This is a genomic window from Nocardia yamanashiensis NBRC 100130, assembly GCF_001613325.1.
Taxonomy (GTDB): domain Bacteria; phylum Actinomycetota; class Actinomycetes; order Mycobacteriales; family Mycobacteriaceae; genus Nocardia; species Nocardia yamanashiensis.
Genome location: NZ_BDCD01000020.1, coordinates 194,847 through 214,950, shown reverse-complemented (window position 1 = coordinate 214,950; position 20,104 = coordinate 194,847). Strand labels below are relative to the sequence as shown.

General features: G+C 67.7%; 22 protein-coding genes. 14 read left to right on the top strand and 8 right to left on the bottom strand.

What is annotated here, in order from left to right; translation table 11 throughout:
* Positions 1 to 24: 24 nt before the first annotated feature.
* Positions 25 to 906 carry a helix-turn-helix domain-containing protein gene (locus NY1_RS24020; RefSeq protein WP_067717513.1) on the bottom strand — a complete coding sequence of 294 codons (882 nt, stop codon included), beginning with the start codon at positions 904 to 906 and terminating at the stop codon, positions 25 to 27.
* A gap of 350 nt (positions 907 to 1,256) precedes the next feature.
* On the opposite strand from NY1_RS24020, the gene cysD reads away from it, so the two are divergent.
* The 6 genes from cysD to NY1_RS23990 all read left to right on the top strand — a co-directional run bounded on the left by cysD (position 1,257) and on the right by NY1_RS23990 (position 8,641).
* The gene (cysD, locus tag NY1_RS24015; RefSeq protein ID WP_067717511.1) at positions 1,257 to 2,162 is read left to right on the top strand and encodes a sulfate adenylyltransferase subunit CysD; all 906 of its coding nucleotides are present in this window, start codon (positions 1,257 to 1,259) and stop codon (positions 2,160 to 2,162) included.
* The gene (gene cysC, locus NY1_RS24010) at positions 2,162 to 4,024 is read left to right on the top strand and encodes an adenylyl-sulfate kinase (RefSeq protein WP_067717508.1); all 1,863 of its coding nucleotides are present in this window, start codon (positions 2,162 to 2,164) and stop codon (positions 4,022 to 4,024) included. The genes cysD and cysC overlap by 1 nt, the downstream gene beginning before the upstream one ends.
* A complete protein-coding gene (locus NY1_RS24005; protein WP_067717505.1) occupies positions 4,024 to 5,226 on the top strand; it encodes a hypothetical protein in 1,203 nt (400 codons plus the stop codon). The genes cysC and NY1_RS24005 overlap by 1 nt, the downstream gene beginning before the upstream one ends.
* Entirely contained in the window at positions 5,226 to 6,071 is an 846-nt protein-coding gene (locus NY1_RS24000) for an SDR family oxidoreductase (RefSeq protein WP_084535260.1), read from the top strand. Before NY1_RS24005 ends, NY1_RS24000 begins: the two co-directional genes overlap by 1 nt.
* A 9-nt stretch (positions 6,072 to 6,080) precedes the next feature.
* Positions 6,081 to 7,217, top strand: coding sequence for a sulfotransferase family protein (locus tag NY1_RS23995; RefSeq protein WP_067717502.1), 1,137 nt, complete (start codon positions 6,081 to 6,083; stop codon positions 7,215 to 7,217).
* Positions 7,218 to 7,294: 77 nt separating this feature from the next.
* Positions 7,295 to 8,641 (top strand): TIGR03118 family protein, encoded by a 1,347-nt coding sequence (locus NY1_RS23990; protein ID WP_439956034.1) that lies wholly within the window; start codon positions 7,295 to 7,297, stop codon positions 8,639 to 8,641.
* Positions 8,642 to 8,705: 64 nt separating this feature from the next.
* On the opposite strand, the gene NY1_RS23985 is transcribed toward NY1_RS23990, so the two are convergent.
* Positions 8,706 to 9,131 carry a nuclear transport factor 2 family protein gene (locus tag NY1_RS23985; protein WP_067717500.1) on the bottom strand — a complete coding sequence of 142 codons (426 nt, stop codon included), beginning with the start codon at positions 9,129 to 9,131 and terminating at the stop codon, positions 8,706 to 8,708.
* 58 nt (positions 9,132 to 9,189) lie between these two features.
* Between NY1_RS23985 and NY1_RS23980 the strand changes: the two genes are divergently transcribed.
* Positions 9,190 to 9,690, top strand: a complete 501-nt coding sequence (locus NY1_RS23980) for a winged helix-turn-helix transcriptional regulator (RefSeq protein WP_067717490.1) — start codon at positions 9,190 to 9,192, stop codon at positions 9,688 to 9,690.
* On the opposite strand, the gene NY1_RS23975 is transcribed toward NY1_RS23980, so the two are convergent.
* The gene (locus NY1_RS23975; RefSeq protein ID WP_067717487.1) at positions 9,674 to 10,126 is read right to left on the bottom strand and encodes a flavodoxin domain-containing protein; all 453 of its coding nucleotides are present in this window, start codon (positions 10,124 to 10,126) and stop codon (positions 9,674 to 9,676) included. The two genes, NY1_RS23980 and NY1_RS23975, sit on opposite strands and share 17 nt — an antisense overlap.
* Before the next feature lie 81 nt (positions 10,127 to 10,207).
* On the bottom strand, positions 10,208 to 10,852 hold the full coding sequence (locus NY1_RS23970) for a TetR/AcrR family transcriptional regulator (RefSeq protein WP_067717484.1): 645 nt from the start codon (positions 10,850 to 10,852) through the stop codon (positions 10,208 to 10,210).
* 117 nt (positions 10,853 to 10,969) lie between these two features.
* On the opposite strand from NY1_RS23970, the gene NY1_RS23965 reads away from it, so the two are divergent.
* The 5 genes from NY1_RS23965 (at position 10,970) to NY1_RS23945 (ending at position 16,083) form a co-directional block, all read left to right on the top strand.
* Positions 10,970 to 12,121, top strand: coding sequence for an acyl-CoA dehydrogenase family protein (locus tag NY1_RS23965; protein WP_067717481.1), 1,152 nt, complete (start codon positions 10,970 to 10,972; stop codon positions 12,119 to 12,121).
* Positions 12,122 to 12,147: 26 nt separating this feature from the next.
* Positions 12,148 to 12,897, top strand: coding sequence for an SDR family NAD(P)-dependent oxidoreductase (locus tag NY1_RS23960; protein ID WP_067717478.1), 750 nt, complete (start codon positions 12,148 to 12,150; stop codon positions 12,895 to 12,897).
* A gap of 71 nt (positions 12,898 to 12,968) precedes the next feature.
* Positions 12,969 to 14,126, top strand: a complete 1,158-nt coding sequence (locus NY1_RS23955; RefSeq protein WP_067717477.1) for an acyl-CoA dehydrogenase family protein — start codon at positions 12,969 to 12,971, stop codon at positions 14,124 to 14,126.
* Between the two features lie 23 nt (positions 14,127 to 14,149).
* Positions 14,150 to 15,634, top strand: coding sequence for a long-chain-fatty-acid--CoA ligase (locus NY1_RS23950; protein WP_067717475.1), 1,485 nt, complete (start codon positions 14,150 to 14,152; stop codon positions 15,632 to 15,634).
* Complete coding sequence (locus NY1_RS23945; RefSeq protein WP_067717473.1) at positions 15,631 to 16,083, top strand: MaoC family dehydratase; 453 nt, start codon at positions 15,631 to 15,633, stop codon at positions 16,081 to 16,083. Before NY1_RS23950 ends, NY1_RS23945 begins: the two co-directional genes overlap by 4 nt.
* A gap of 1 nt (position 16,084) precedes the next feature.
* On the opposite strand, the gene NY1_RS23940 is transcribed toward NY1_RS23945, so the two are convergent.
* Positions 16,085 to 16,543, bottom strand: a complete 459-nt coding sequence (locus tag NY1_RS23940) for a VOC family protein (RefSeq protein WP_067717471.1) — start codon at positions 16,541 to 16,543, stop codon at positions 16,085 to 16,087.
* A 64-nt stretch (positions 16,544 to 16,607) separates the two neighbouring features.
* Between NY1_RS23940 and NY1_RS23935 the strand changes: the two genes are divergently transcribed.
* The gene (locus NY1_RS23935) at positions 16,608 to 17,246 is read left to right on the top strand and encodes a TetR/AcrR family transcriptional regulator (protein ID WP_067717468.1); all 639 of its coding nucleotides are present in this window, start codon (positions 16,608 to 16,610) and stop codon (positions 17,244 to 17,246) included.
* A gap of 23 nt (positions 17,247 to 17,269) precedes the next feature.
* On the opposite strand, the gene NY1_RS23930 is transcribed toward NY1_RS23935, so the two are convergent.
* The gene (locus tag NY1_RS23930) at positions 17,270 to 18,142 is read right to left on the bottom strand and encodes a YdcF family protein (RefSeq protein WP_233434450.1); all 873 of its coding nucleotides are present in this window, start codon (positions 18,140 to 18,142) and stop codon (positions 17,270 to 17,272) included.
* A 164-nt stretch (positions 18,143 to 18,306) separates the two neighbouring features.
* Here NY1_RS23930 and NY1_RS23925 point away from each other — a divergent pair, with 164 nt between their 5' ends.
* Positions 18,307 to 18,582 (top strand): Lrp/AsnC family transcriptional regulator, encoded by a 276-nt coding sequence (locus tag NY1_RS23925; RefSeq protein ID WP_067717463.1) that lies wholly within the window; start codon positions 18,307 to 18,309, stop codon positions 18,580 to 18,582.
* Positions 18,583 to 18,586: 4 nt separating this feature from the next.
* Here NY1_RS23925 and NY1_RS23920 read toward each other — a convergent pair whose 3' ends face one another.
* Both NY1_RS23920 and trpD read right to left on the bottom strand, forming a co-directional pair.
* A complete protein-coding gene (locus NY1_RS23920; RefSeq protein WP_157762450.1) occupies positions 18,587 to 18,934 on the bottom strand; it encodes a hypothetical protein in 348 nt (115 codons plus the stop codon).
* Between the two features lie 87 nt (positions 18,935 to 19,021).
* Positions 19,022 to 20,077: an anthranilate phosphoribosyltransferase gene (gene trpD / locus NY1_RS23915; protein ID WP_067717459.1), complete on the bottom strand. Its 1,056-nt coding sequence runs from the start codon at positions 20,075 to 20,077 to the stop codon at positions 19,022 to 19,024.
* Between the last annotated feature and the right edge of the window lie 27 nt (positions 20,078 to 20,104).

The following is a 20,104-nucleotide window of genomic DNA, read 5'->3' as shown; positions in this document are numbered from 1 at the left end:
GAGAGTCGAGCTGTGCCTTCGGATTCAGCGGGCGCGGGTCACGGTGTCTGCGGCGGCGACGGTGGCGGCTGCCAGTGCTTCCAGGTCGGCGGCGGAGAGCTGGCTGTCGGGGCAGGCGACTATCGAGGCGGTGACCGCGCCCTGGGGGGAGAAGATCGGGGCGGAGACCGAGACGACGGCGTTGTGGTCGGTGAGTTCGTCGGGGAGGTAGTCGATGGTGATCAAGTCGGCGATCAGGGCGCTGAGGCGGTGGCGGAGGGGGTCGGTGACGGGGGAATTGCGCAGGGCGGCCAGGGCTTCCAGCATGGGGCCGGAGTCGTCGGCGAGGCGTTCGACGGTGTAGCCGCGGGTGCGGATGGCGTCGAGGACCGATTCCAGGCGGGCGCGATGGGTGGGATCGGCGGCGGCCAGCCAGGATTCGCGTTCGGCGGCATCGGCCCAGGCGATGTATTCGCGGGTCACCGGGGGCGCGAGGGGGAGGCGGCGGCCGGTGCGGATCCACGGGACCGACGGGGTGCCGAGGACCTCGGTGATGACGATGGTGTCCTGCTGGCGTTCGGACAGGAAGACCGGGACGCCGAACCGCTCGTGCAGGGCGCGCATGGGGGCCAGGGCCAATTGGTGCAGGGGGAAGGCGGATTCGGCGCGGCGCGCGACGGCCAGCAGTGAGAGGCCCAGGGCGTAGTTGCCGGCGTCGTCGCGGGTGGTCCAGCCGTCGGCGGTGAGCTGGGTGAGCACGGCGTGCGCGGTGGCGCGGGACATGCCGGTGGCCCGGACTATGCGGGCCAGGGACAGCCGTTCGGCGGGGTGCCGGGAGAGCAGTTCGACGGCCTGCACCACGCGGCGGGTCGGCGGCGAGGTCGCGGCGTCGGGGGCGGCCTCGGAAGTCGATGCGGCGGTGGTCATTCGGGCGGGTCCATCCCTACTGGTCGGGGGTGCGGCGAAGCAATTATCCGTGGTCGGTGCCGGTGGGGCATGTCCGGCGGTCGAGGCGGCCGATGGCCCGCGGCTGCCGGCCGTTCGGCGGGGTGCGTATTCGGGTGTACGGGCGTGCTGTTCGCGATGCGGTGGACGGCCGCACCGCCCGCCGGGCCTTTGGCTGGACGGCCGTGAACAGGCCGGACACCGGAATGCGCGGCGGGGTATTGACCGCTGCTGGTCGGCCGACCTATCGTCGGTGTCACATTATCGAACGATAGCGTCGAATATTCGACAACGCAAGTTGGGTGGATCGGCGCGGCGAGTGAGTGACGTTGATGCGTGCGGGATACGAGTTGTCGCACCTGTCCGCCCTGGAGGCGGAATCGGTGCACATCATCAGGGAGGTGGCGGCCACCTTCGAACGGCCGGTGCTGCTGTTCTCCGGCGGCAAGGATTCGGCGGTGATGCTGGAGCTGGCGCGGCGGGCGTTCTGGCCCGCGCCGCTGCCTTTTCCGTTGCTGCACATCGACACCGGGCACAATTTCGACGAAGTGATCGACTTCCGGGACCGCACCGCCGCCGAACTCGGCGCGCAATTGCTCATCGGCAGCGTGCAGGAGGACATCGACGCCGGGCGCGCGGTGGAGAAGCCGGGCGAGACCCGGAATCGCCTGCAAACCACCACTTTGCTGCGCACCATCAAGGAACACCGCTTCGACGCCGTGTTCGGCGGCGCGCGTCGCGACGAGGAGAAGGCCCGCGCCAAGGAGCGGGTGTTCAGCTTCCGCGACGAATACGGCAGCTGGGATCCGCGCGCGCAGCGCCCCGAGGTGTGGAACCTGTACAACGGCCGGCACGCCAAGGGCGAGCACATCCGGGTCTTCCCGCTCTCGAACTGGACCGAGCTGGATATCTGGGAGTACATCGATCAGGCCGGCGTGCAGCTGCCTTCGCTGTACTACGCGCACCGCCGCACCGTGCTCGAACGCGACGGCATGCTGCTGGCGGACAATCGCTTCCTGACCGTCGGCCCGGACGAGAAACCGTTCGAGACCACCGTGCGCTTCCGCACCGTCGGCGACGCCACCTGCACCGGCTGCGTGGAATCCACCGCCGCCACCCCGGCCGAGGTGATCGCCGAAACCGCCGTCACCCGCCTCACCGAACGCGGCGCCACCCGCGCCGACGACCGCATCTCCGACTCCGGCATGGAGGATCGCAAGCGAGAGGGCTACTTCTGATGCGCCGCAACCTTTTACGCCTCGCGACCGCGGGCAGCGTGGACGACGGCAAGTCGACGCTCATCGGGCGGCTGCTGTTCGATTCCAAGGCGCTGTTCAGCGATCAGCTCGACGCCATCGAGAAGGCGAGCGTGGCGCGCGGAGCCGGGCAGCCGGACCTGTCGCTGGTCACCGACGGACTGCGGGCCGAGCGGGAGCAGGGCATCACCATCGATGTCGCGTACCGCTATTTCGCCACGCCGCGTAGGAAATTCATCATCGCCGACACCCCGGGGCACGTGCAGTACACCCGGAACATGGTGACCGGCGCCTCCACCGCGGACCTGGCGCTCATCCTGGTCGACGCGCGCAAGGGCGTCTCCGAGCAGACCCGCCGCCACGCCTTCCTGTCCTCGCTGCTGGGCGTGGGCCACCTGGTGCTGTGCGTGAACAAGATGGATCTCGTCGACTACTCCGAACAGCGGTTCGAGGAAATCCGTTCGGAATTCGCCGATTTCGCCACCAAGCTGGATGTCGGCGACCTGAGTTTCGTGCCGGTGTCGGCGCTGCTCGGCGACAATGTGGTGGACACCTCCGAGCGCATGAGCGACTGGTATCCGGGCCCGCCGCTGCTGCGGCATCTGGAAGAAGTGCACGTGGCCTCCGACCGGAACCTCATCGACACCCGGCTGCCGGTGCAGTACGTGATCCGGCCGCACGGGGATTCGCAGCGCAGTTACGCGGGCACCGTCGCGGGCGGCATCTTCAAACCGGGCGACGATGTGGTGGTGCTGCCGTCCGGGCGCACCAGCAAGGTCGCCCAGATCTGGGGACCGGGCGGCGGCAAGGTGGAGGAGGCCTTCACCGGGATGGCCGTCTCGCTCACCCTGGACGACGAAATCGATATCGGCCGTGGGGATATGCTCGCGCGGCCCGGCAATCAGCCGCATCAGGACCGGGAACTGGACGCCATGGTGTGCTGGTTCTCCGACGACACCGAGCTGCGGGCCGGTAATTCCTATTCGATTCGCACGGCCGCGCAGACCTCCAAGGTCGAGGTGAGCGAGCTGGACTATCGCCTGGACGTCAACACCCTGCACCGGCAGACGGACGCGGATCGGCTGGGGCTCAACGATATCGGGCGCGTGATCCTGAAGGCGCGGCAGCCGCTGCTGTTCGATCCGTATCGCGCCAATCGGTCGACGGGCAGTTTCATCCTGGTCGACGACGCCACCAATCAGACCGTCGCGGCGGGCATGATCACCGGGCGGTCGACGGGTGCGCCGAAGGTGGAGCACAAGGCGTCCAATGTGGTGTGGCATCGGTCCGCCGTGGAGCGCACGCAGCGCCTGAGCACCGGTGCGACCGTGTGGATGACCGGGCTGTCCGGATCCGGGAAGTCCACCATCGCGGTGGAATTGGAGCGGCAGCTGATCGCCGCCGGACAGCCCGCCTATCTGCTCGACGGCGACAATCTGCGGCACGGGCTCAATCGCAATCTCGGCTTCACCGACGACGACCGGCGCGAGAACATCCGCCGCGTGGCCGAGGTCGCGGCGTTGTTCGCGGATGCGGGCATGATCGCCATCGTCTCGCTGATCAGCCCGTTCCGGGCGCAGCGGCGCGAGGCGCGGAAGTTGCACGACGAGAAGCACCTGCCGTTCCGCGAGGTATTCATCGACACTCCGCTCGAGGAATGCGAACTGCGCGACCCCAAGGGGCTGTACAAGAAGGCCCGCGCCGGGGAACTGCGCGAATTCACCGGCATCGACTCGCCGTACGAGCGACCGGAATTCGCCGAATTGACCATTACCCCGTCGGCCGGAACCCCGGCCGATATCGCCCGACTCATTCGCACCGAACTAGGGATCACCGATAGCTGATGAACCAGCCGAATATCGAACAGGCCGAGCTACCGCTCACCGAGCCGTTCCTGGCGGCCGTTGCCGAAGCCGAGAAGCTCATCGCGGCAGCCGATTTCATTCGTGACGAGCACGACCTGGCGGAGGGGTACGACTACCTCCAGGGCAGTATCGCCGCGGTCTTGCAGCTGTCGCGGGCGCACGGGACCTCGCACCCGTACTTCGTGACCTCCACCGGGCCTTACACCAAGATGGGCCTGGATAATCCGGACACGCTGTACTACCACGCGAATATCGAACCCGGTGCGGAGTACCTGCTCACCGGGGTGCGCGGGAGCACCGTCGATCTCAGCTTCCAGGTGCTCAAGGGCGATTACACCGCCACCGATGTGCCGGGCGGTGAGGACGCGTTCGACGATCGCCGGCTGGAGATCGCCGAAGACGGCAGTTACACACTGCGATTCGGGCCGCCCAAGGAGAACCCGGAGCCGAACTACTTCCAGCTCGGCGAAGGCGCGTCCATGCTCGCGGTGCGCGAGGTTTATGGGGATTGGGCGAACGAGCGCAAGGGGCGGATCCGGATCGAGCGGGTCGACACCATCGGCACCGCGCCGGTGGAAGCCGATGCGGCGCAGCTGCGTAAGCGGTATCGCGCGGCGGGGCGGATGCTGCTGACGCGGGTGCACACCTGGTTCAACTTTCCGAAGTGGTTCTATCTGAATCTGCCGGTCAATACGCTGACCGAGCCGCGGCTCACGCCGGGTGGGTTGAGCACGCAGTACTCGTCGGTGGGGCATTACGAGCTGGCGGATGATCAGGCGTTGATCATCACCGTGCCGAAATCCGATGCGCCGTATCAGGGTTTCCAGCTGGGCAACCGCTGGTACACGTCACTGGATTACGTAAACCACCAGACCTCGCTGAATTCGGCGCAGTCGCAGGTGGATCCGGACGGGAACATTCGCCTGGTCGTGTCGGCGCGCAACCCCGGCGTCACCAACTGGATCGAGACCACCGGCCGCAAGCTGGGGATCCTCCAGTTCCGCTGGCAGCGGGTCGCCCGGGCCATCACCGAAGCCGATGGACCGACCATCGAACTCGTCCCCTTCGACAAGGTCGCCGAACGGCTGCCCCACTACGAGACAAACAAGATCGACGAAACCGCTTGGCGCGCACGCATCGCCGACCGCCAGCGGGCTTTCGCTGAAAGGATGCTGGGCTGATGAGTGAGGACAACTCTCGTAACTCTCAGGGGCAAGCCCCTGAAACCCCGGACCAGCGCCTGCGGACCGCTCTGCTCGCCGACAAGGTCGTCGTGGTCAGCGGCGTGGGGCCGGGGCTCGGTCGCTCCGTCTGCCTGGAAGCCGCCGCCGCCGGCGCCAAGGTCGTGCTCGCCGCGCGCACCGAATCGCGGTTGAAGGAGGTCGCCGCCGAGATCGAGGCCATGGGCGGCACCACGCTGTGCGTGCCCACCGACATCACCGATGACGCGGCCGTGCGGAACCTGGTGGAACGCACCCTTGCCGAATTCGGGCGGGTCGACGCGCTGATCAACAATGCGTTCGCGGTGCCGTCCATGAAGCCGTTCGCGCGCACCGACTTCAAGCAGATCACCGACAGCCTGGAGCTGACCGTGCTCGGCAATCTGCGCATGACGCAGGCGTTCACCGATGCGCTGGCCGAGACCAAAGGCGCTGTGGTGATGGTGAACTCGGCGGTGCTGCGGCACTCCGAACCCCGCTACGGCAGCTACAAGGTCGCCAAGTCGGCGCTGCTCGCCATGTCGCAGACCCTCGCGACCGAGCTGGGGGAGAAGGGGATTCGCGTCAATACCGTCGCCCCCGGCTACATTCACACCGATCAGCTCAAGTGGTACTTCGGCGAGGTCGCCAAGAAGTACGGCATCACCGCCGAGCAGGTGTACCAGACCACCGCCGCCAAATCCGACCTCAAGCGGCTGCCCGAACCCGACGAGATCGCCAACTCGGTCATCTTCCTGGCGTCGCCGTGGGCCAATGCCATCACCGGGCAGACCCTCGACGTCAACTGCGGCGAGTACCACGTTTAAGGAGAACGCATGAGCGGGCGTACCAACGTCGGCACCGTCGAGGATCTGCACGCCTCGGCCACCAAGCTCACCGGGCTCGACGACTTCGGGTCCGATGATCACCTCGAGGGTTTGAGCGTGCTGCTCGAGTCCTACCAGCGCGACGCCGAGCTCACCGAGCTCGGCTCGAAGATGAGCCGGTACTTCCTGCGCGGGGCGCTGGTCGCCCGCGCGCTCAGCGAAGCGTCCTGGAAGGCCAACCCGGGCTATGCCGAAACCTCGGTCGCCCGGCCGATTTTCGTGACCGGGCTGCCGCGCACCGGCACCACCGCGCTGCACCGGCTGCTCGCGGCCGACCCGCAGCATCAGGCCCTCGAAATGTGGCTGGCGGAATTCCCGCAGCCGCGCCCGCCGCGCGAGAGCTGGGCGAGCAATCCGGTGTACCAGGGCATCGACGCCGGATTCGCGCAGCATCGGGTGGAGAACCCGGACTTCATGGGCGTGCACTACATGAGCGCCGCCGATGTGGAGGAGTGCTGGCAGCTGCTGCGGCAGACGGCCAAATCCATCTCCTACGAATCGCTGGCCTATCTGCCGACCTATTCGCAGTGGCTGCGCAAGCAGGATTGGACCAATGCCTATGAGCGGCACAAGAAGAATTTGCAGCTGATCGGGCTGGGTGATCAGCGGCGCTGGGTGCTGAAGAACCCGAGCCATCTGTTCGCCCTCGACGCGCTGATGGAGGTGTACCCGGACGCGCTGATCATCCAGACCCATCGCGATCCGGTGACCATCGTCGGATCCTCGTGCAGTCTGTCCGAGCACGCCGCCCGCGGCTGGTCCACCGGGTTCACCCGGGAACGGATCGGGGAGACCCAGCTGGAACTGTGGTCGCGGGGGCTGCGCGAGTTCGATACGGCGCGGGCCAAGTACAACCCGGACCAGTTCCTGGACATCCAGTTCGAGGATCTGCGGGCGGATCCGCTGGGCACGGTCGAGCGCATCTACTCCGCGTTCGGATTGACCTTCGACGAGCCCGCCCGGCAGGCCATGACGGCGCTGGACGAGGAGAGTAAATCCGGCGATCGGAAACCGACCCACACGTATTCTCTGGCCGATTACGGACTGACCGAAGACCAGGTCAAGGCGGAATTCCGGGTGTCCTGACCCGACCGAAAATCCTTCCAGCTATGGTTAGCATCACCTAACGCCATCGTGGGCGTTGAGTTGGAAGGACCAAGGCAATGAACGGACGCTGGAACGGGATGCCGTCGCTGCGCAAGAACGCTCTGCGCGCGACGGCACTCGGCGCGGCGCTGATGGTCGCCGCTGCCTGCAGCAGCACCTCGTCGGACACCGACGACGTGAAGGCCATCGACGGCAATACCTACGCGCAGACCAATCTGGCGGCCAATGCCGACAAGTACAAGGCCCAGTTCACCTTCCCCGACATGGTGAACGCCTGGGGCATCGCGGATCGCCCCAAGGGCGCCGGCGGCCACTTCTGGGTCGGCGGCGGCGGTTACTCCTTCCAATTCGTCGGCGATGTCACCGCTTCGCCGGATCCCAAGCTGCAGAAGCTGTTCCAGGATCCGCTTAAGCTGGTCACCGTGCCCGGCGCGGATTCCGACACCTCGGACAAGAGCATCGGCAAGACCACCGGCGTGGTGTTCAACGGCGCGCCCATCACCTCGGATCTGTTCGTGGTGAAGGATCAGCCGGTCAGCTACGACGGCAAGGACGAGAAGCTCACCGGTTCGGCGCGTTTCATCTTCGCCACCGACTCCGGCAAGATCTCCGCGTGGACCGAGCAGGGCCCGGGCGGCTCCATCGTGCGGCACGACGGCCCCGCGCCGCTCATGTTCGACGGCTCGGATCAGAAGATGCAGTTCTTCGGCATCGCTCTCACCCCGTCCGGTGACAAGCTGCTCGCCGCCGATTTCGGCGAGAACTCGCAGATCCGCACCTTCGACAAGAACTGGAAGCTGGTGCCCACCACCGGTTTCGCCAACCCCTTCGCCACCGGTGACGCGATCGACGCCGCCGATGCCTCGAAGGGCAAGAAGGTCAAGCCCGGCGATCCGGCCCCTTGGAACGTGACCACCCTGGGCCAGCGCGTCTTCGTCTCCTACGCCGCCACCAAGCCCGGCGAGGAAGACCCGTCGAAGATCGATGCGGGCGAAGAGGATTCGCTCGACGCGGCCGCCGAGAAGGAAGCCAAGTTCAAGCCCGGCAAGGGCAAGATCGCCGAATTCGACGCCACCGGCAAACTGGTCCGCACCCTCGACGGCGCCGACCGCTTCAACGCCCCCTGGGGCGTCGTGGTCGCCCCCGACAACTTCGGCCCGCTCTCCGGCAAGCTCCTGGTCGGCAACTTCGGCGGCGCCGGCCGCATCGTCGTCCTCGACGACAAGACCGGCGAATTCGTCGACTACCTGCGCAACACCGTCAACCAGCCGGTCGAGATCGGCGGCCTGTGGGGCCTGATGTTCGGCAACGGCGAAAGCCTCGGCGACGCCAACGCCCTCTACTTCACCGCGGGCCCCGAGGACGAGAAGGAAGGCCTCTTCGGCAGCCTCCGCCTGAAGTAATCCGTCACCCACGAGAGCCCCGAGCCGATTCCGGTTCGGGGCTCTCGTGTTTCGCGGGCTGCGGCTAGTGCGCGAGGGCGGCCTGCTGGCGGCGGAGGGCGGCGTCGAGGGCGAGGGTGTCCTCGAGGACGAGGTCGTCGGTGAGGCGCCCCCAGCGCAGGGTGAGCCATTGGATCGCGGTGTTGCGGTAGGGGGTTCCGTCGGCGAGGGTGCCGGTTACTCGGAGGCGGGCGGCGACGGTGGTGTTCCAGGGCCAGCCGTTGGCTACGACGTCTTCGAGTTCGAGGCGGATGCCGGGGAGGTGTTGTTCGAAGGTGTCGAACCAGGCGCGGAAGGCGTCGCGGCCGTGCAGGTCCGCGCCGAGCGGGGAGTCGCCGAGGAAGCGGAAGTGGACGTCCGGGGCGGCCATGCCGACGGCGGCGTCGAAATCGCCCGCGCCGGCGCGACGCCAGGTTTTCCGGACCAGGTAACGCACGATAGCGTGGTACATATAATGACGTTAACCTGCTGACTTGCTTCTAGCAAGGGACTCTCGGGAAGGGTGGGCCGTGGCTCGGACGGATTTCGGGGCGATCGCGTGCTCGATCGCGCGGTCGGCGGCCATCGTGGGGGATCCGTGGGCGCTGCTCGTGGTGCGGGATGTGGCGGTGGGGCTGCATCGGTTCGACGAGTTGCAGCGGGATCTCGGGGTGGCCACCAACGTGCTCAGCGACCGGTTGCAGCGGCTGGTGGATGCCGGTGTGCTGCAACGGGATCGGTATGCGACGCAGCCGGATCGGTTCGAGTACCGGCTCACCGCGAAGGGGCGGGATCTGGTGCCGGCGCTACTGGCATTGATGGCGTGGGGTGACCGGTGGGAGGCGGGGGCGGACGGGCCGCCGTTGCTGGTGCGCCACCACGACTGCGCGCACGTCACGGCGGCGGCGGTCAGCTGCGCGCACTGCGGGGAGTCCCTGGACGCGGGGGCCGTGGAATACCTGCCCGGTCCGGGTGGTCGCGGGGGACCGGGCGCGGCCTTGATCGGCGGATACCTCAGCCCGCCTGCGTGACCGGGATCGGCAGGGCCGCAGCCCATTCGCGGGCCATGTCCTTCGGCTTCACTTCGCTGGAACCGTCGTGGCGGGCGTGTTCGCCGATCTGGATCGCGCCGCGTTCGGTCAGCTTCTCGGCCGCGATCTCGCCGCCGCGGTTGAAGGTGTCGCCGTAGACGCTGTCGCCGAGGCCGAAGACCGCGAAGCGCAGGCCGGTGAGATCGGGGCGGGTGGCGTCCAGGGCGTCGAAGAAAGGCTCTGCGCCGGTGGGCAGGTCGCCGTCGCCGTAGGTGGAGCAGACGACCACCAGGAGTTCTTCCGCGGTCAGGTCGGCGGGATCGAAATCCATCATGTCGTAGATCGACACATCGCAGCCCGAGAGTTCGTCGGCGATGCAATCGGCGACGGTTTCGGCGGTGCCCATTTCGGTTCCGAACAAGATGACGACGCGCACACGGCTCCCTTCGATAGGTAAGTAAGCCTATCCTAACCAACGGGTTTGCCGAGCTCCACGGCTTCCCGCGCAGTAGCGGGGCTACTTGCGGCGCTTCTTCTTCGAGAACGGCTCGAAGCGCAGCGACAACCCGTCCACGAACGCGGTGAGCGCGAGTTCGAAACTCTCCGAATCGATTTCGTCGGCCTTGGCGCGCAGTAGATGCGCCTGCTCGAGGTGTGGGTACCGGTCCCGGTAGACCTGTACGTCATCGACGAAGCCGCGCGAGAACGAGCCGATGGTCGCGCCCATGACCAGGTAACGCGTGGCGGCGCCGATCATGGTCGCCTCGCGCGGCGGCCAGCCCGCGCCGACCAGTCCGCCGTGCACGGCGTCGGCGTGGCGCAGGTTCTCTTCGCGCTTGCCGGGGCCGGTGGCCAGGTATGGGACGAAATTGGGGTGTGCGACCAGTGCGTCGCGATAGGACCGGGCCCAGGACATGAGCCCGGCGCGCCAATCGCCGGACTCGAAACCCGAGGTGTCGACGGTCGCCATGATGGCCCCGGCGATCTCGTCGTACAGATCGTCCTTGGTCGGGTAGTGCCCGTATAGCGAGGCCGCCTGCACGCCCAGTTCGGTGGCCAGCTTGCGCATGGACAGCTCCGCCAGCCCGTCCCGGTCGATGAGTTCGACCGCCGCGTCGCGTATGCGATCACGGCTCAGCAGTGGCACTTTCGGCCTGGCCATGGCACCTCCCTCGGCTGTCCCGGGTGAAGTTATCACCTCGCCCTTGATAAACCGAACAGCGTTAGGATAGCGTGGGTCACATAAACCTAACAACGTTTGGTTAAGGAGCATTCGCTCATGGACTTCGAACTCGGCGAATCCCAGCGCGAGCTGCGCGACCTCGCGCGCGCCTGGGTGGACAAAGAGGTGGTTCCGTTCGCCGCGGCATGGGATCGGGCCGAATCGGTGGATACCGCCATCGTCGGCAAGCTGGGGGAGATGGGGTTCCTCGGCATCGAGATCCCCGAGGAGTACGGCGGTTCGGGCGGCACCGCCACCGACTACTGCCTGCTGCTGGAAGAGCTCGGGCGCGGCGACTCCTCGGTGCGCGGCATCGTCTCGGTCTCGCTGGGACTGGTCGGCAAGTCGATCAAGACCTACGGCACCGAGGAACAGAAGCGGCAGTGGCTGCCCCGGCTGTGCGCCGGCGAGGCGCTGGGCTGCTTCGCGCTGACCGAACCCGGCACCGGATCCGACGCGGGCAATCTGACCGCCAAAGCCGTTCGGGACGGCGATGATTGGCTGCTCTCCGGCACCAAGATCTTCATCACCAACGGCACCTGGGCCGATGTCGCGATCGTGTTCGCGCGCAGCGGCGGGCCGGGACCGAAGGGCGTCACCGCCTACCTGGTCCCCACCGACGCACCCGGCTTCACCCGCACCGAGATCAAGGGCAAGCTCGGGCTGCGCGGACAGGCGACCGCCGAACTCGTGCTGGACAACGTCCGCGTCCCCGACAGCGCCCGGCTGGGCGCCGAGGGCCAGGGCTTCAAGATCGCCATGGCCGCGCTGGACAAGGGCCGCATGGGCGTCGCGGCCGGCTGCGTCGGCGTCGCCAGGGGCTGCCTGGAAGCCGCGGTGAAATACGCTCAGGAGCGCGAGCAGTTCGGCAAGCCCATCGCCTCCTACCAGCTGGTTCAGGAACTGCTCGCCGATATCGCCGTCGATGTGGAGGCGGCGCGGCTGCTCACCTGGCGGGTGGCCGATCTGGTGGAGCGCGGCAAACCGTTCGGCACCGAAGCCTCGGTGGCGAAGCTGTTCGCGAGCGAAGCGGCGGTCAAGGCCGCCAACAATGCCATTCAGGTCTTCGGCGGGTACGGGTACATCGACGAGTTCCCGGCCGCCAAATACCTGCGCGACGCGCGCGTGCTGACCCTGTACGAGGGCACCAGCCAGATCCAGAAACTGCTCATCGGCCGCGCCCTCACCGGCGTCAACGCCTTCCTCTGAAACCCCTCTCGGACAAGGAGAATCGAATGTCGAAAGTTGCCTTCGTGACCGGTGCGGCGCGCGGGATCGGCGCGGCCACCGCCGCCCGGCTGGCCGCCGACGGGTTCACCGTCGCCATCGCCGATCTGGACCCGGCCGCTTGCGCGGACGCGGTGGCCAAGATCGAGGCCGACGGCGGCAAGGCGATCGCGGTGGCCTGCAATGTGACCGACGAGGCCCAGGTGGACGCGGCCGTCGACGGGGTGGTGGCGCAGCTGGGTTCGCTCGACGTACTGGTCAACAACGCGGGCGTACTGCGCGACAACCTGCTGTTCAAGATGTCGGTCGAGGACTGGGACATCGTGATGGGCGTGCATCTCAAGGGCGCGTTCCTGTGCTCGCGGGCGGCGCAGCGGCACATGGTGAAGCAGAAGTCGGGCAAGATCGTGAACACCTCCAGCGTGTCGGCGCTGGGTGCGCGCGGGCAGGCCAACTACAGCGCCGCCAAGATGGGGATTCAGGGGCTGACCCGCACGCTCGCAATGGAATTGGGGCCGTTCGGGATCAATGTGAACGCGGTTGCGCCGGGGTTCATCGTCACCGAGATGACCGATGCGACGGCCGCTCGCGTGGGTGCGACCCCGGAGCAGTTCCGTGAGGAAGCCGCCAAGATCACCCCGCTGCGCCGGGTCGGCAAGCCGGAGGACATCGCGAACGTTGTCTCGTTCCTGGTCTCCGATGACGCGTCGTTCGTGACCGGCCAGACCATCTACGTCGACGGCGGACGCCGGCTCTGACGCCTGCGGTCCATGACCCACCCCGCGCGCCGTCAGATCGGCGCGCGGGCGCACTGAGAGTTGGTTCACCCATGCAGAGAACAGTTTTCGACGCCGACCACGATGCCTTCCGCAAGACGGTGCGCGCGTTCATCGAAGCGGAAGTCGCCCCCGTCTACGACGAGTGGTACGCGGCGGGCATCGTGCCGCGCGAGTTCTATTACAAGCTGGCCGAACTCGGCGTCTTCGGCATCGAGGTGCCGGAGGAGTTCGGCGGCGCGGGCATCGAGTCCTTCAAGTTCCAGGCCATTCTGCTGGAGGAGACCGCCCGCGCGGGCGTGTCCTTCGGCGGCTCCGGCGTGCACGTCGGGCTCTGCCTGCCCTACATCAAGCACCTGGCCACCCAGGAACAGAAGCAGCGCTGGCTGCCCGGCTTCGCGGCGGGCGAGATCATGTTCGCCATCGCCATGACCGAACCCGGCACCGGCTCCGACCTGGCCGGAATGCGCACCACCGCAAAGCTTTCCGAGGACGGCACGCACTACGTGCTGAACGGGTCCAAGACCTTCATCACCGGCGGCGTGCACGCCGACCGCGTCATCGTGTGCGCCCGCACCGCCGCACCGTCGGAAAGCGATCGCCGCCACGGCATCTCGCTGTTCGTGGTGGACACCAAGTCCCCGGGGTACACCGTCGGCCGCAAGCTCGACAAGCTCGGCCTCAAGACCTCCGATACCGCCGAACTCAACTTCACCGACGTGAAGGTGCCGGTCGCGGACCTGCTCGGCGAGGAGCACAAGGGCTTCTCCTACCTGGGCCAGAACCTGCCGCAGGAGCGGCTGTCCATCGCGGTCGGCGCGTACGCGCAGGCCAAGGCGGCCATCCGGTTCGCCAAGGAATACACCCAGCAGCGCAATGTGTTCGGGCAGCCGGTCGCGTCCTTCCAGAACTCCAAGTTCGAGCTCGCCGCCTGCCAGGCCGAGACGGACGCCGCCGAAGCCGTGGTGGACCGCGCCCTGGAGGCCCTGGACGCCGGCACGCTGACCCCCGCCGACGCCGCCTCGGCCAAGCTGTTCTGCTCCGAGGTCGCCGCCCGCGTCATCGACCGCTGCCTGCAGCTGCACGGCGGCTACGGGTTCATCAACGAGTACCCGATCGCCCGCCTGTACGCCGACAACCGGGTCAATCGCATCTACGGCGGCACCAACGAGGTGATGAAGATGATCATCGCCAAGGACATGGGCCTCTAGGCGCTCGGAACGAAGGAGTTCTCATGACCGCGACTCTCTCCCTGGCCAGCATTCTCGCCGAACCGGCGCGCCGGCGGCCCGACCACCTCGCGCTCATCGAAGGGGCGCAACGGATCACCTTCGCGCAGCTGTGGCGGCAGGCGCGCGAACAGGCCGCGGCGCTCATCGAACTCGGGGTGCGGCCCGGGGATCGGGTCGCGCTCATGGGACCCAATACCGCCGACTTCCCGCGCGCCTACTTCGCGATCCTGGCGGCGGGCGCGACCGTGGTGCCGGTGCATCTGCTGCTCACCGCCGACGAAGCCGAATACGTGCTGCGCGACAGCGGGGCGAAACTGCTGGTCTGCCATGAGATGGTGACCGCGGTCGGAACGGAAGCGGCGGCGCGCGTGGGGATTCCGTGCGTGAACCCGAAAGAGCTGACGGCGGAACCGATTCCGGCGTTCGTCACGCGCGGACCGCTCGACACCGCGGTGGTGTTCTACACCAGCGGCACCACCGGGCGGCCCAAGGGCGCGGAGCTGAGCCATCTCAATATGGTCATGTGCGCCACCGTGAACGCCTTCGACGCCAATGAAGTGCATCGCGACGATATCGCGCTGGGGGCGCTGCCGCTGTTCCACGTGTTCGGCCAGACCGTCTCCATGAACTCGCACTGGCGGGTCGGGGCGACGCTGGTGCTGCTGCCGAGATTCGATGCGGCGGAAGCGATCCGGCTGATGAACGCCGAAGGGGTCAACACCTTCCACGGCGTCCCGACCATGTACCTCGGGCTGCTGGAAGCCGCTCGTACGGCCGAGACGTTGCCCAAGCTGAAGTTGTGTATCAGCGGCGGCGCGGCGCTGCCGCCGTCGGTGCTGGAAGAGTTCGAGCGCGTCTACGGCGCGTACATCCTGGAAGGCTACGGCCTGTCCGAGACCTCGCCGACCGCCTCGGTGAACCAGCCGGAGCTCGGCCCCAAGGCGGGCACGGTGGGCCATCCGGTGTGGGGCGTGGATGTCGAGATCGCCGATCCGGCGGTGCGTGACGCCATCGCACTGCTGCCGGTGGACACCGTCGGCGAGGTGGTGGTGCGCGGGCACAATGTGTTCGGCGGCTACACCGGAAAACCCGAAGCCACCGCCGAAGTCATGACCGACGGCTGGTTCCGCACCGGCGACCTCGGCAGCAAGGATGCCGCCGGGTATCTGCGGATCGTCGACCGGATCAAGGAAATGATCATTCGCGGCGGGTTCAACGTGTACCCGACCGAGGTCGAGGCGGCGCTGCTGCGGCATCCGAACATCGCCCAGGTGGCGGTGATCGGCGTACCGGACGAGAACTACGGCGAGGAGATCCTGGCGGTGGTGGTGCCGTCGGGTCCGCTCGGCGCCGAGGAAGTCGTCGACTTCGCGAAAGAGCATGTGGCACGGTACAAGTACCCGCGCCGCGTCGAGTTCGTCACCGAGCTGCCGCTCGGCCCGACGCACAAGGTCCTCAAGCGAGAATTGAAGGAGCGGTACTCATGATCGACTTCGAGAGCTTCGATCAGCTGCGGGCGGCGGCGGGCACCGAGATCGGCGTCAGCGACTGGATCACGGTGGACCAGAAGCGCATCGACACCTTCGCCGATGCCACCGACGACCATCAGTGGATTCACGTGGACGCCGAGCGGGCGGCGGCGGGGCCGTACGGGCGCACCATCGCGCACGGGTTCCTGACGCTGTCGCTGGTGGTGCCGCTGACCGCGCAGGTGATGACCTTCAGCTGCGCGAGCATGGCGATCAACTACGGGCTCAACAAGGTTCGCTTCATCACCCCGGTGAAGGTGGACTCGCGCATTCGGGCCCGCTTCACCCTCGATTCCGTCACCGACATCCCCGGCGGCGTGCAAGCCGTCCGCACCGTCACCGTCGAGATCGAGGGCGAGGCGAAACCGGCCTGCGTGGCCGAGAGCATCGCCCGCTACCTGGCCTGAGTCACGGCTGCCAGGAGTCCGCGTCGGCGATGGGCGTTCCGTAGCCGGCCCGGCCCGACTGGTCGATGCCGTGCGCGGCCCAGGTGTAGAGGTGCAGTTCCAGGCCGTCCGGGTCGTTGAACACCAGCAGCCAGCCGATGGACGCCTCGATGATCGGCGAATGCGCGATGCCCAGCTCGTCCAGCCGTGCGGCCCACCCCGCGAGGTCCGCACGGTCCCGGGCGGCGAAGCTCACCGGGTCGAAACCCTTGCAGCCGCGCGCCGCGACCTCGTTCACCCGCAGGCACAGCTCGGTCGGGCCGAGCCCGGGCACCGAGCCCGCGACCCCGCCCACCGAGCCGTCGGCATCGCGGAACTCGTACTCCGGGCGGAAATCGAAGACCTCGCGATACCAGCGCACCGACCGCGGCATATCGGTGACCGGGAGCTTGACGTGATGAATGCCGGCGACTTCGGGCATCGGGATCACCTTCTCCTGATTTCACCGCAGTGGCACTGCGGCGGATATTGATAGAATCCTCTCCATGACCGACGCCGTCAAGAGGCCGTATCGCGCCGCCAAACGCGCCGAGACCGCCGCGGCGACCCGCGCCGCCATCCGCCGGGCGGCGACCGAGCTGTTCGTCGAAAAGGGGTATGTGGCAACGCCGTTGCGCGAGGTGGCGAAGCGTGCCGGGGTGGGCGAACGCACCCTCTACGACGCGTTCCCCACCAAACTGGATCTCTTCCAGCACACCTTGAACGTGGCCACGGTCGGTGACGAGGAACCGATCGCCGTAGCCGACCGTCCCGAAGTCCTGGCCGCCCTCGACGACCCCGACCCGCGCGCCGCCCTGACCGGCCTGACCGGCTACACCGCCGAATTGTTCGAGCGCGCAGGCGATCTCATCATGGTGGGCGTGGACGCGGCCGCTGCCGACCCCGCCATGCGCGCGGGTGACGAAGCGGGCGCGAACGCCACCCGCGCCCTGTGGCTCACCTGCACCGGCAAGCTCGCCGAGCGCGGCAGCCTGCGTGCGGGACTCGACCCCGAGACCGCCGCCGACATCCTGTTCGCGCTCGGCTCCCCGCACATCTTCCGGCTGCTACGCCGCCGCCGCGCCTGGTCTGCCGATCGCTACCGAAACTGGTTGCGGGACAGTTTGATCGCTCAAGTTCTCTGACCGACGGGGCCAGGGATAGGCGGCTACCAGTTGACGACGCCCGGGCCGAAGGGTTCGGCGTTCAGGGGCGTGCGGTCGGGGGTCATCGTCGCGACCACGGCGATACCGGCGGCGCGGAAGTTGTTGAGGGCGCGGCCGATATGGTCCGCGGAGGTGATGAGGAGCGCGGCGTGCGCGCCGATGGCGTTCATCAACTCCGCGGAGAAGGCGGCGTTCTGGACGGTGGAATTGGCCTTGGTCTCGGTGAAGATGCGGGAGGCGGCGATGCCGCGCTCGATCAGCCAGTCGGCCATGGCCTGCGCCTCGGTGACGCCGGCCTGCGGATTGCCGCCGGTGACGATCACCGGGGCGGTGGGGGAGAGCAGGGCCGAGACATAGCCCGCGTGCAGGCGGTTGACGAGCTCGGGACGCATCTCGCCGTCTTCCTGGAGCCCGTAGCCGAGCACCACGATCGCGGTGTCGGGGGAGAACAGGGCGGGCAGATCCAGGCCTGGGAGGGTGAACGTGGTGAACGAATTGATGGTCGCGAGCACGTCATTGGTGACGCCGGAGACCGCGTCGGGCTGGGTGTCGGCGTGCGCGGGCACGGCCGCGGCGGTGCCGATCATGGTGACCGCGGCGCCGGTGGCGAGCACGCGGGCGGCATAGATCCGGAACCAGTTCGGCTCCGACTTGCGATGGCGTCCCGCGCCCGACCGCCACTGCCAGGTGGGCAGCTGCCACTCGGCGCGCAGGCTCTGCCAGTCCGGGCGCAGGCTCGGCAGGTTGATGCGGGCCGCCGCGCGCCGGCGATGCCGGCCCGAGACGCCCGACCGGGAGGCGAGTGCGAGGGTGCGCGGCGCCGAAGCGGACGCGCGGTGACGGACGGATTTGGATGAACGGAGCTGTGCGAACATCGCGACCCCCTGGGCAGTCAACATTGTGACCACTAGCCGGTTCACATTTCGGTCAATGATGGCGTGAAACGGCCCGTCAGGTACGTGATTTCACAAAATCAAGATCCGAATCGTCCCGCTGGCCGGACACCGGCGACCCGGGCCGATCCCCTAGAGTTGGCCCCATGATTACTGCCATCGTCCTGATTCACGCCGAGTCCGCCGCCATCCCGGAGACCGCGCAGGCGGTGGCCGATATCGACGGCGTGGCCGAGGTCTTCTCGTGCGCGGGCGACGTCGACCTGATCGCCAAGGTCCGGGTGCGCGACCACGAACAGATCGCCGAGGTGGTGACCGGACGGATCAACAAGACCCCCGGCGTGATTCGCACCGACACCCACATCGCGTTCAAGTCCTACTCGCGCGCCGACGTGGAAGCCGGTTTCTCCATCGGCGAATAGACGGTTACTCCGGCTGGAACGAGGCCCCGAGTGGATTGGCGCTGTGCCCCGGGTCCACCACATTGGTGACGCCGCCCTTGCAACCGGGCAGCAGATACACCCGGACCGCCTTGCCGGTGTTGTTGGTGACCGACAGGCGCCGGGGCACCTTGCGCACCGTCATGCACCCGGTCGGATCCGGATAGTCCTCGCCGTCCACCACCACGGTCCCGCCCTCGGCGGCCTGGCGGACCGGATGCGTCGAACTCTGGGCCCCGGCGGGGACCCCGGCGATCAGCAATGCCGCCGCCGCGACCACACCGGTCACCATCAGTCCGGCGCGTAGTCCGGGCTTCCACAAGACGGCTCGCATAAGGCCGAACTGTAGCCCGCTACCAGGCTTTTCAGGGCGGAACAACACACCTGGCCGGAATCCGGCCGGTGCGTCGCCGCCCATCGCTCAGTTGTCGCCGAGCTTGTTGGTGACCTCGACCCAGCGCTCCAGCAGCGCCGCGGCCGCACCGGTGTCGATGGCCGCGGCCACCCGCTCCAGCGCCGCGGCCAGCTTGTCGTGAATATCGGCGGCGGGGTCGGCGCCGGGCAGTTCGTAGGCCACCACGGCGGCGGCCGAATTCAGCAGCACCGCATCGCGGACCGGCCCGCGGTCGCCGGCCAGCATATTCCGGGCGATCACCGCATTGAGGGAGGCGTCGCCGCCCTTGAGGGCCTCCGGCGCCACCCGCTCGATGCCGAGTCGCGTTGGGTCGATGGTGGTTTCGGAGCGCTCGCCGCCCACCACCACCCAGGCATCGGTGGTATCCGCGGTGGTGATCTCGTCCAAGCCGTCGTTACCCCGCACCACCAGCGCCGATGCCCCGCGCTCGGCGAACGCGCCCGCGATCACCGGCAGTAGATCCGGGAAGGCGCAGCCGATCAGCCCCGCGCCCGGCTGGGCCGGATTGGTCAGTGGCCCGAGGATATTGAAGACGGTGGGAATGCCGATCTCACCGCGCGCCTGGCTGGCGAAGCGCAGCGAGGGATGGAAGACGGGCGCGAAACAGAAGCCGATGCCGACCCGGCGCACGCATTCGGCCACCGATTCCGGGCCGAGGGCGATCTTCACGCCCAGCGCTTCCAGCACATCCGCGCCGCCGCTCTTGGAGGAAGCCGCGCGATTGCCGTGCTTGACCACGGGAATCCCGGTGGCGGCCACCACGATCGAGGACATGGTGGAGATGTTCACGGTGCCGGAGCGGTCGCCGCCGGTGCCGACGATGTCCACGGCCGGAGTTTCGACGTGCACGCGGCGCGCGTGCGAGAGCATGCCGGAAGCCAGACCGCCCAGTTCGGCGGGCGTCGGGCCCTTCATCTTCATGGCCACGCCGAACGCCGCGATCTGCGCGGAGGTGGCGCTGTCGGTGAAGATCTCGTTCATGGCCCACGCGGCCTCGTCCTCGGACAGATCATTGCCGTCGGTGAGGATGCCGAGGATTTCTCGCCAGCTGCGCGCGCTCATTGCTCTGCCTTCCGGGTGTTGTTGCCG

Coding starts and splice junctions, on each gene's coding strand:
- NY1_RS23940 (WP_067717471.1), bottom strand. CDS start 16,543: ATGCCCGAAGTCGCCGGCATTCATCACGTCAAGCTCCCGGTCACCGAT.
- NY1_RS23920 (WP_157762450.1), bottom strand. CDS start 18,934: ATGCGAGCCGTCTTGTGGAAGCCCGGACTACGCGCCGGACTGATGGTG.
- cysD (WP_067717511.1), top strand. CDS start 1,257: ATGCGTGCGGGATACGAGTTGTCGCACCTGTCCGCCCTGGAGGCGGAA.
- NY1_RS23965 (WP_067717481.1), top strand. CDS start 10,970: ATGGACTTCGAACTCGGCGAATCCCAGCGCGAGCTGCGCGACCTCGCG.
- NY1_RS23945 (WP_067717473.1), top strand. CDS start 15,631: ATGATCGACTTCGAGAGCTTCGATCAGCTGCGGGCGGCGGCGGGCACC.
- trpD (WP_067717459.1), bottom strand. CDS start 20,077: ATGAGCGCGCGCAGCTGGCGAGAAATCCTCGGCATCCTCACCGACGGC.
- cysC (WP_067717508.1), top strand. CDS start 2,162: ATGCGCCGCAACCTTTTACGCCTCGCGACCGCGGGCAGCGTGGACGAC.
- NY1_RS23995 (WP_067717502.1), top strand. CDS start 6,081: ATGAGCGGGCGTACCAACGTCGGCACCGTCGAGGATCTGCACGCCTCG.
- NY1_RS23955 (WP_067717477.1), top strand. CDS start 12,969: ATGCAGAGAACAGTTTTCGACGCCGACCACGATGCCTTCCGCAAGACG.
- NY1_RS23950 (WP_067717475.1), top strand. CDS start 14,150: ATGACCGCGACTCTCTCCCTGGCCAGCATTCTCGCCGAACCGGCGCGC.
- NY1_RS23935 (WP_067717468.1), top strand. CDS start 16,608: ATGACCGACGCCGTCAAGAGGCCGTATCGCGCCGCCAAACGCGCCGAG.
- NY1_RS23970 (WP_067717484.1), bottom strand. CDS start 10,852: ATGGCCAGGCCGAAAGTGCCACTGCTGAGCCGTGATCGCATACGCGAC.
- NY1_RS24005 (WP_067717505.1), top strand. CDS start 4,024: ATGAACCAGCCGAATATCGAACAGGCCGAGCTACCGCTCACCGAGCCG.
- NY1_RS24020 (WP_067717513.1), bottom strand. CDS start 906: ATGACCACCGCCGCATCGACTTCCGAGGCCGCCCCCGACGCCGCGACC.
- NY1_RS23930 (WP_233434450.1), bottom strand. CDS start 18,142: ATGTTCGCACAGCTCCGTTCATCCAAATCCGTCCGTCACCGCGCGTCC.
- NY1_RS23985 (WP_067717500.1), bottom strand. CDS start 9,131: ATGTACCACGCTATCGTGCGTTACCTGGTCCGGAAAACCTGGCGTCGC.
- NY1_RS23990 (WP_439956034.1), top strand. CDS start 7,295: ATGAACGGACGCTGGAACGGGATGCCGTCGCTGCGCAAGAACGCTCTG.
- NY1_RS24000 (WP_084535260.1), top strand. CDS start 5,226: ATGAGTGAGGACAACTCTCGTAACTCTCAGGGGCAAGCCCCTGAAACC.
- NY1_RS23925 (WP_067717463.1), top strand. CDS start 18,307: ATGATTACTGCCATCGTCCTGATTCACGCCGAGTCCGCCGCCATCCCG.
- NY1_RS23960 (WP_067717478.1), top strand. CDS start 12,148: ATGTCGAAAGTTGCCTTCGTGACCGGTGCGGCGCGCGGGATCGGCGCG.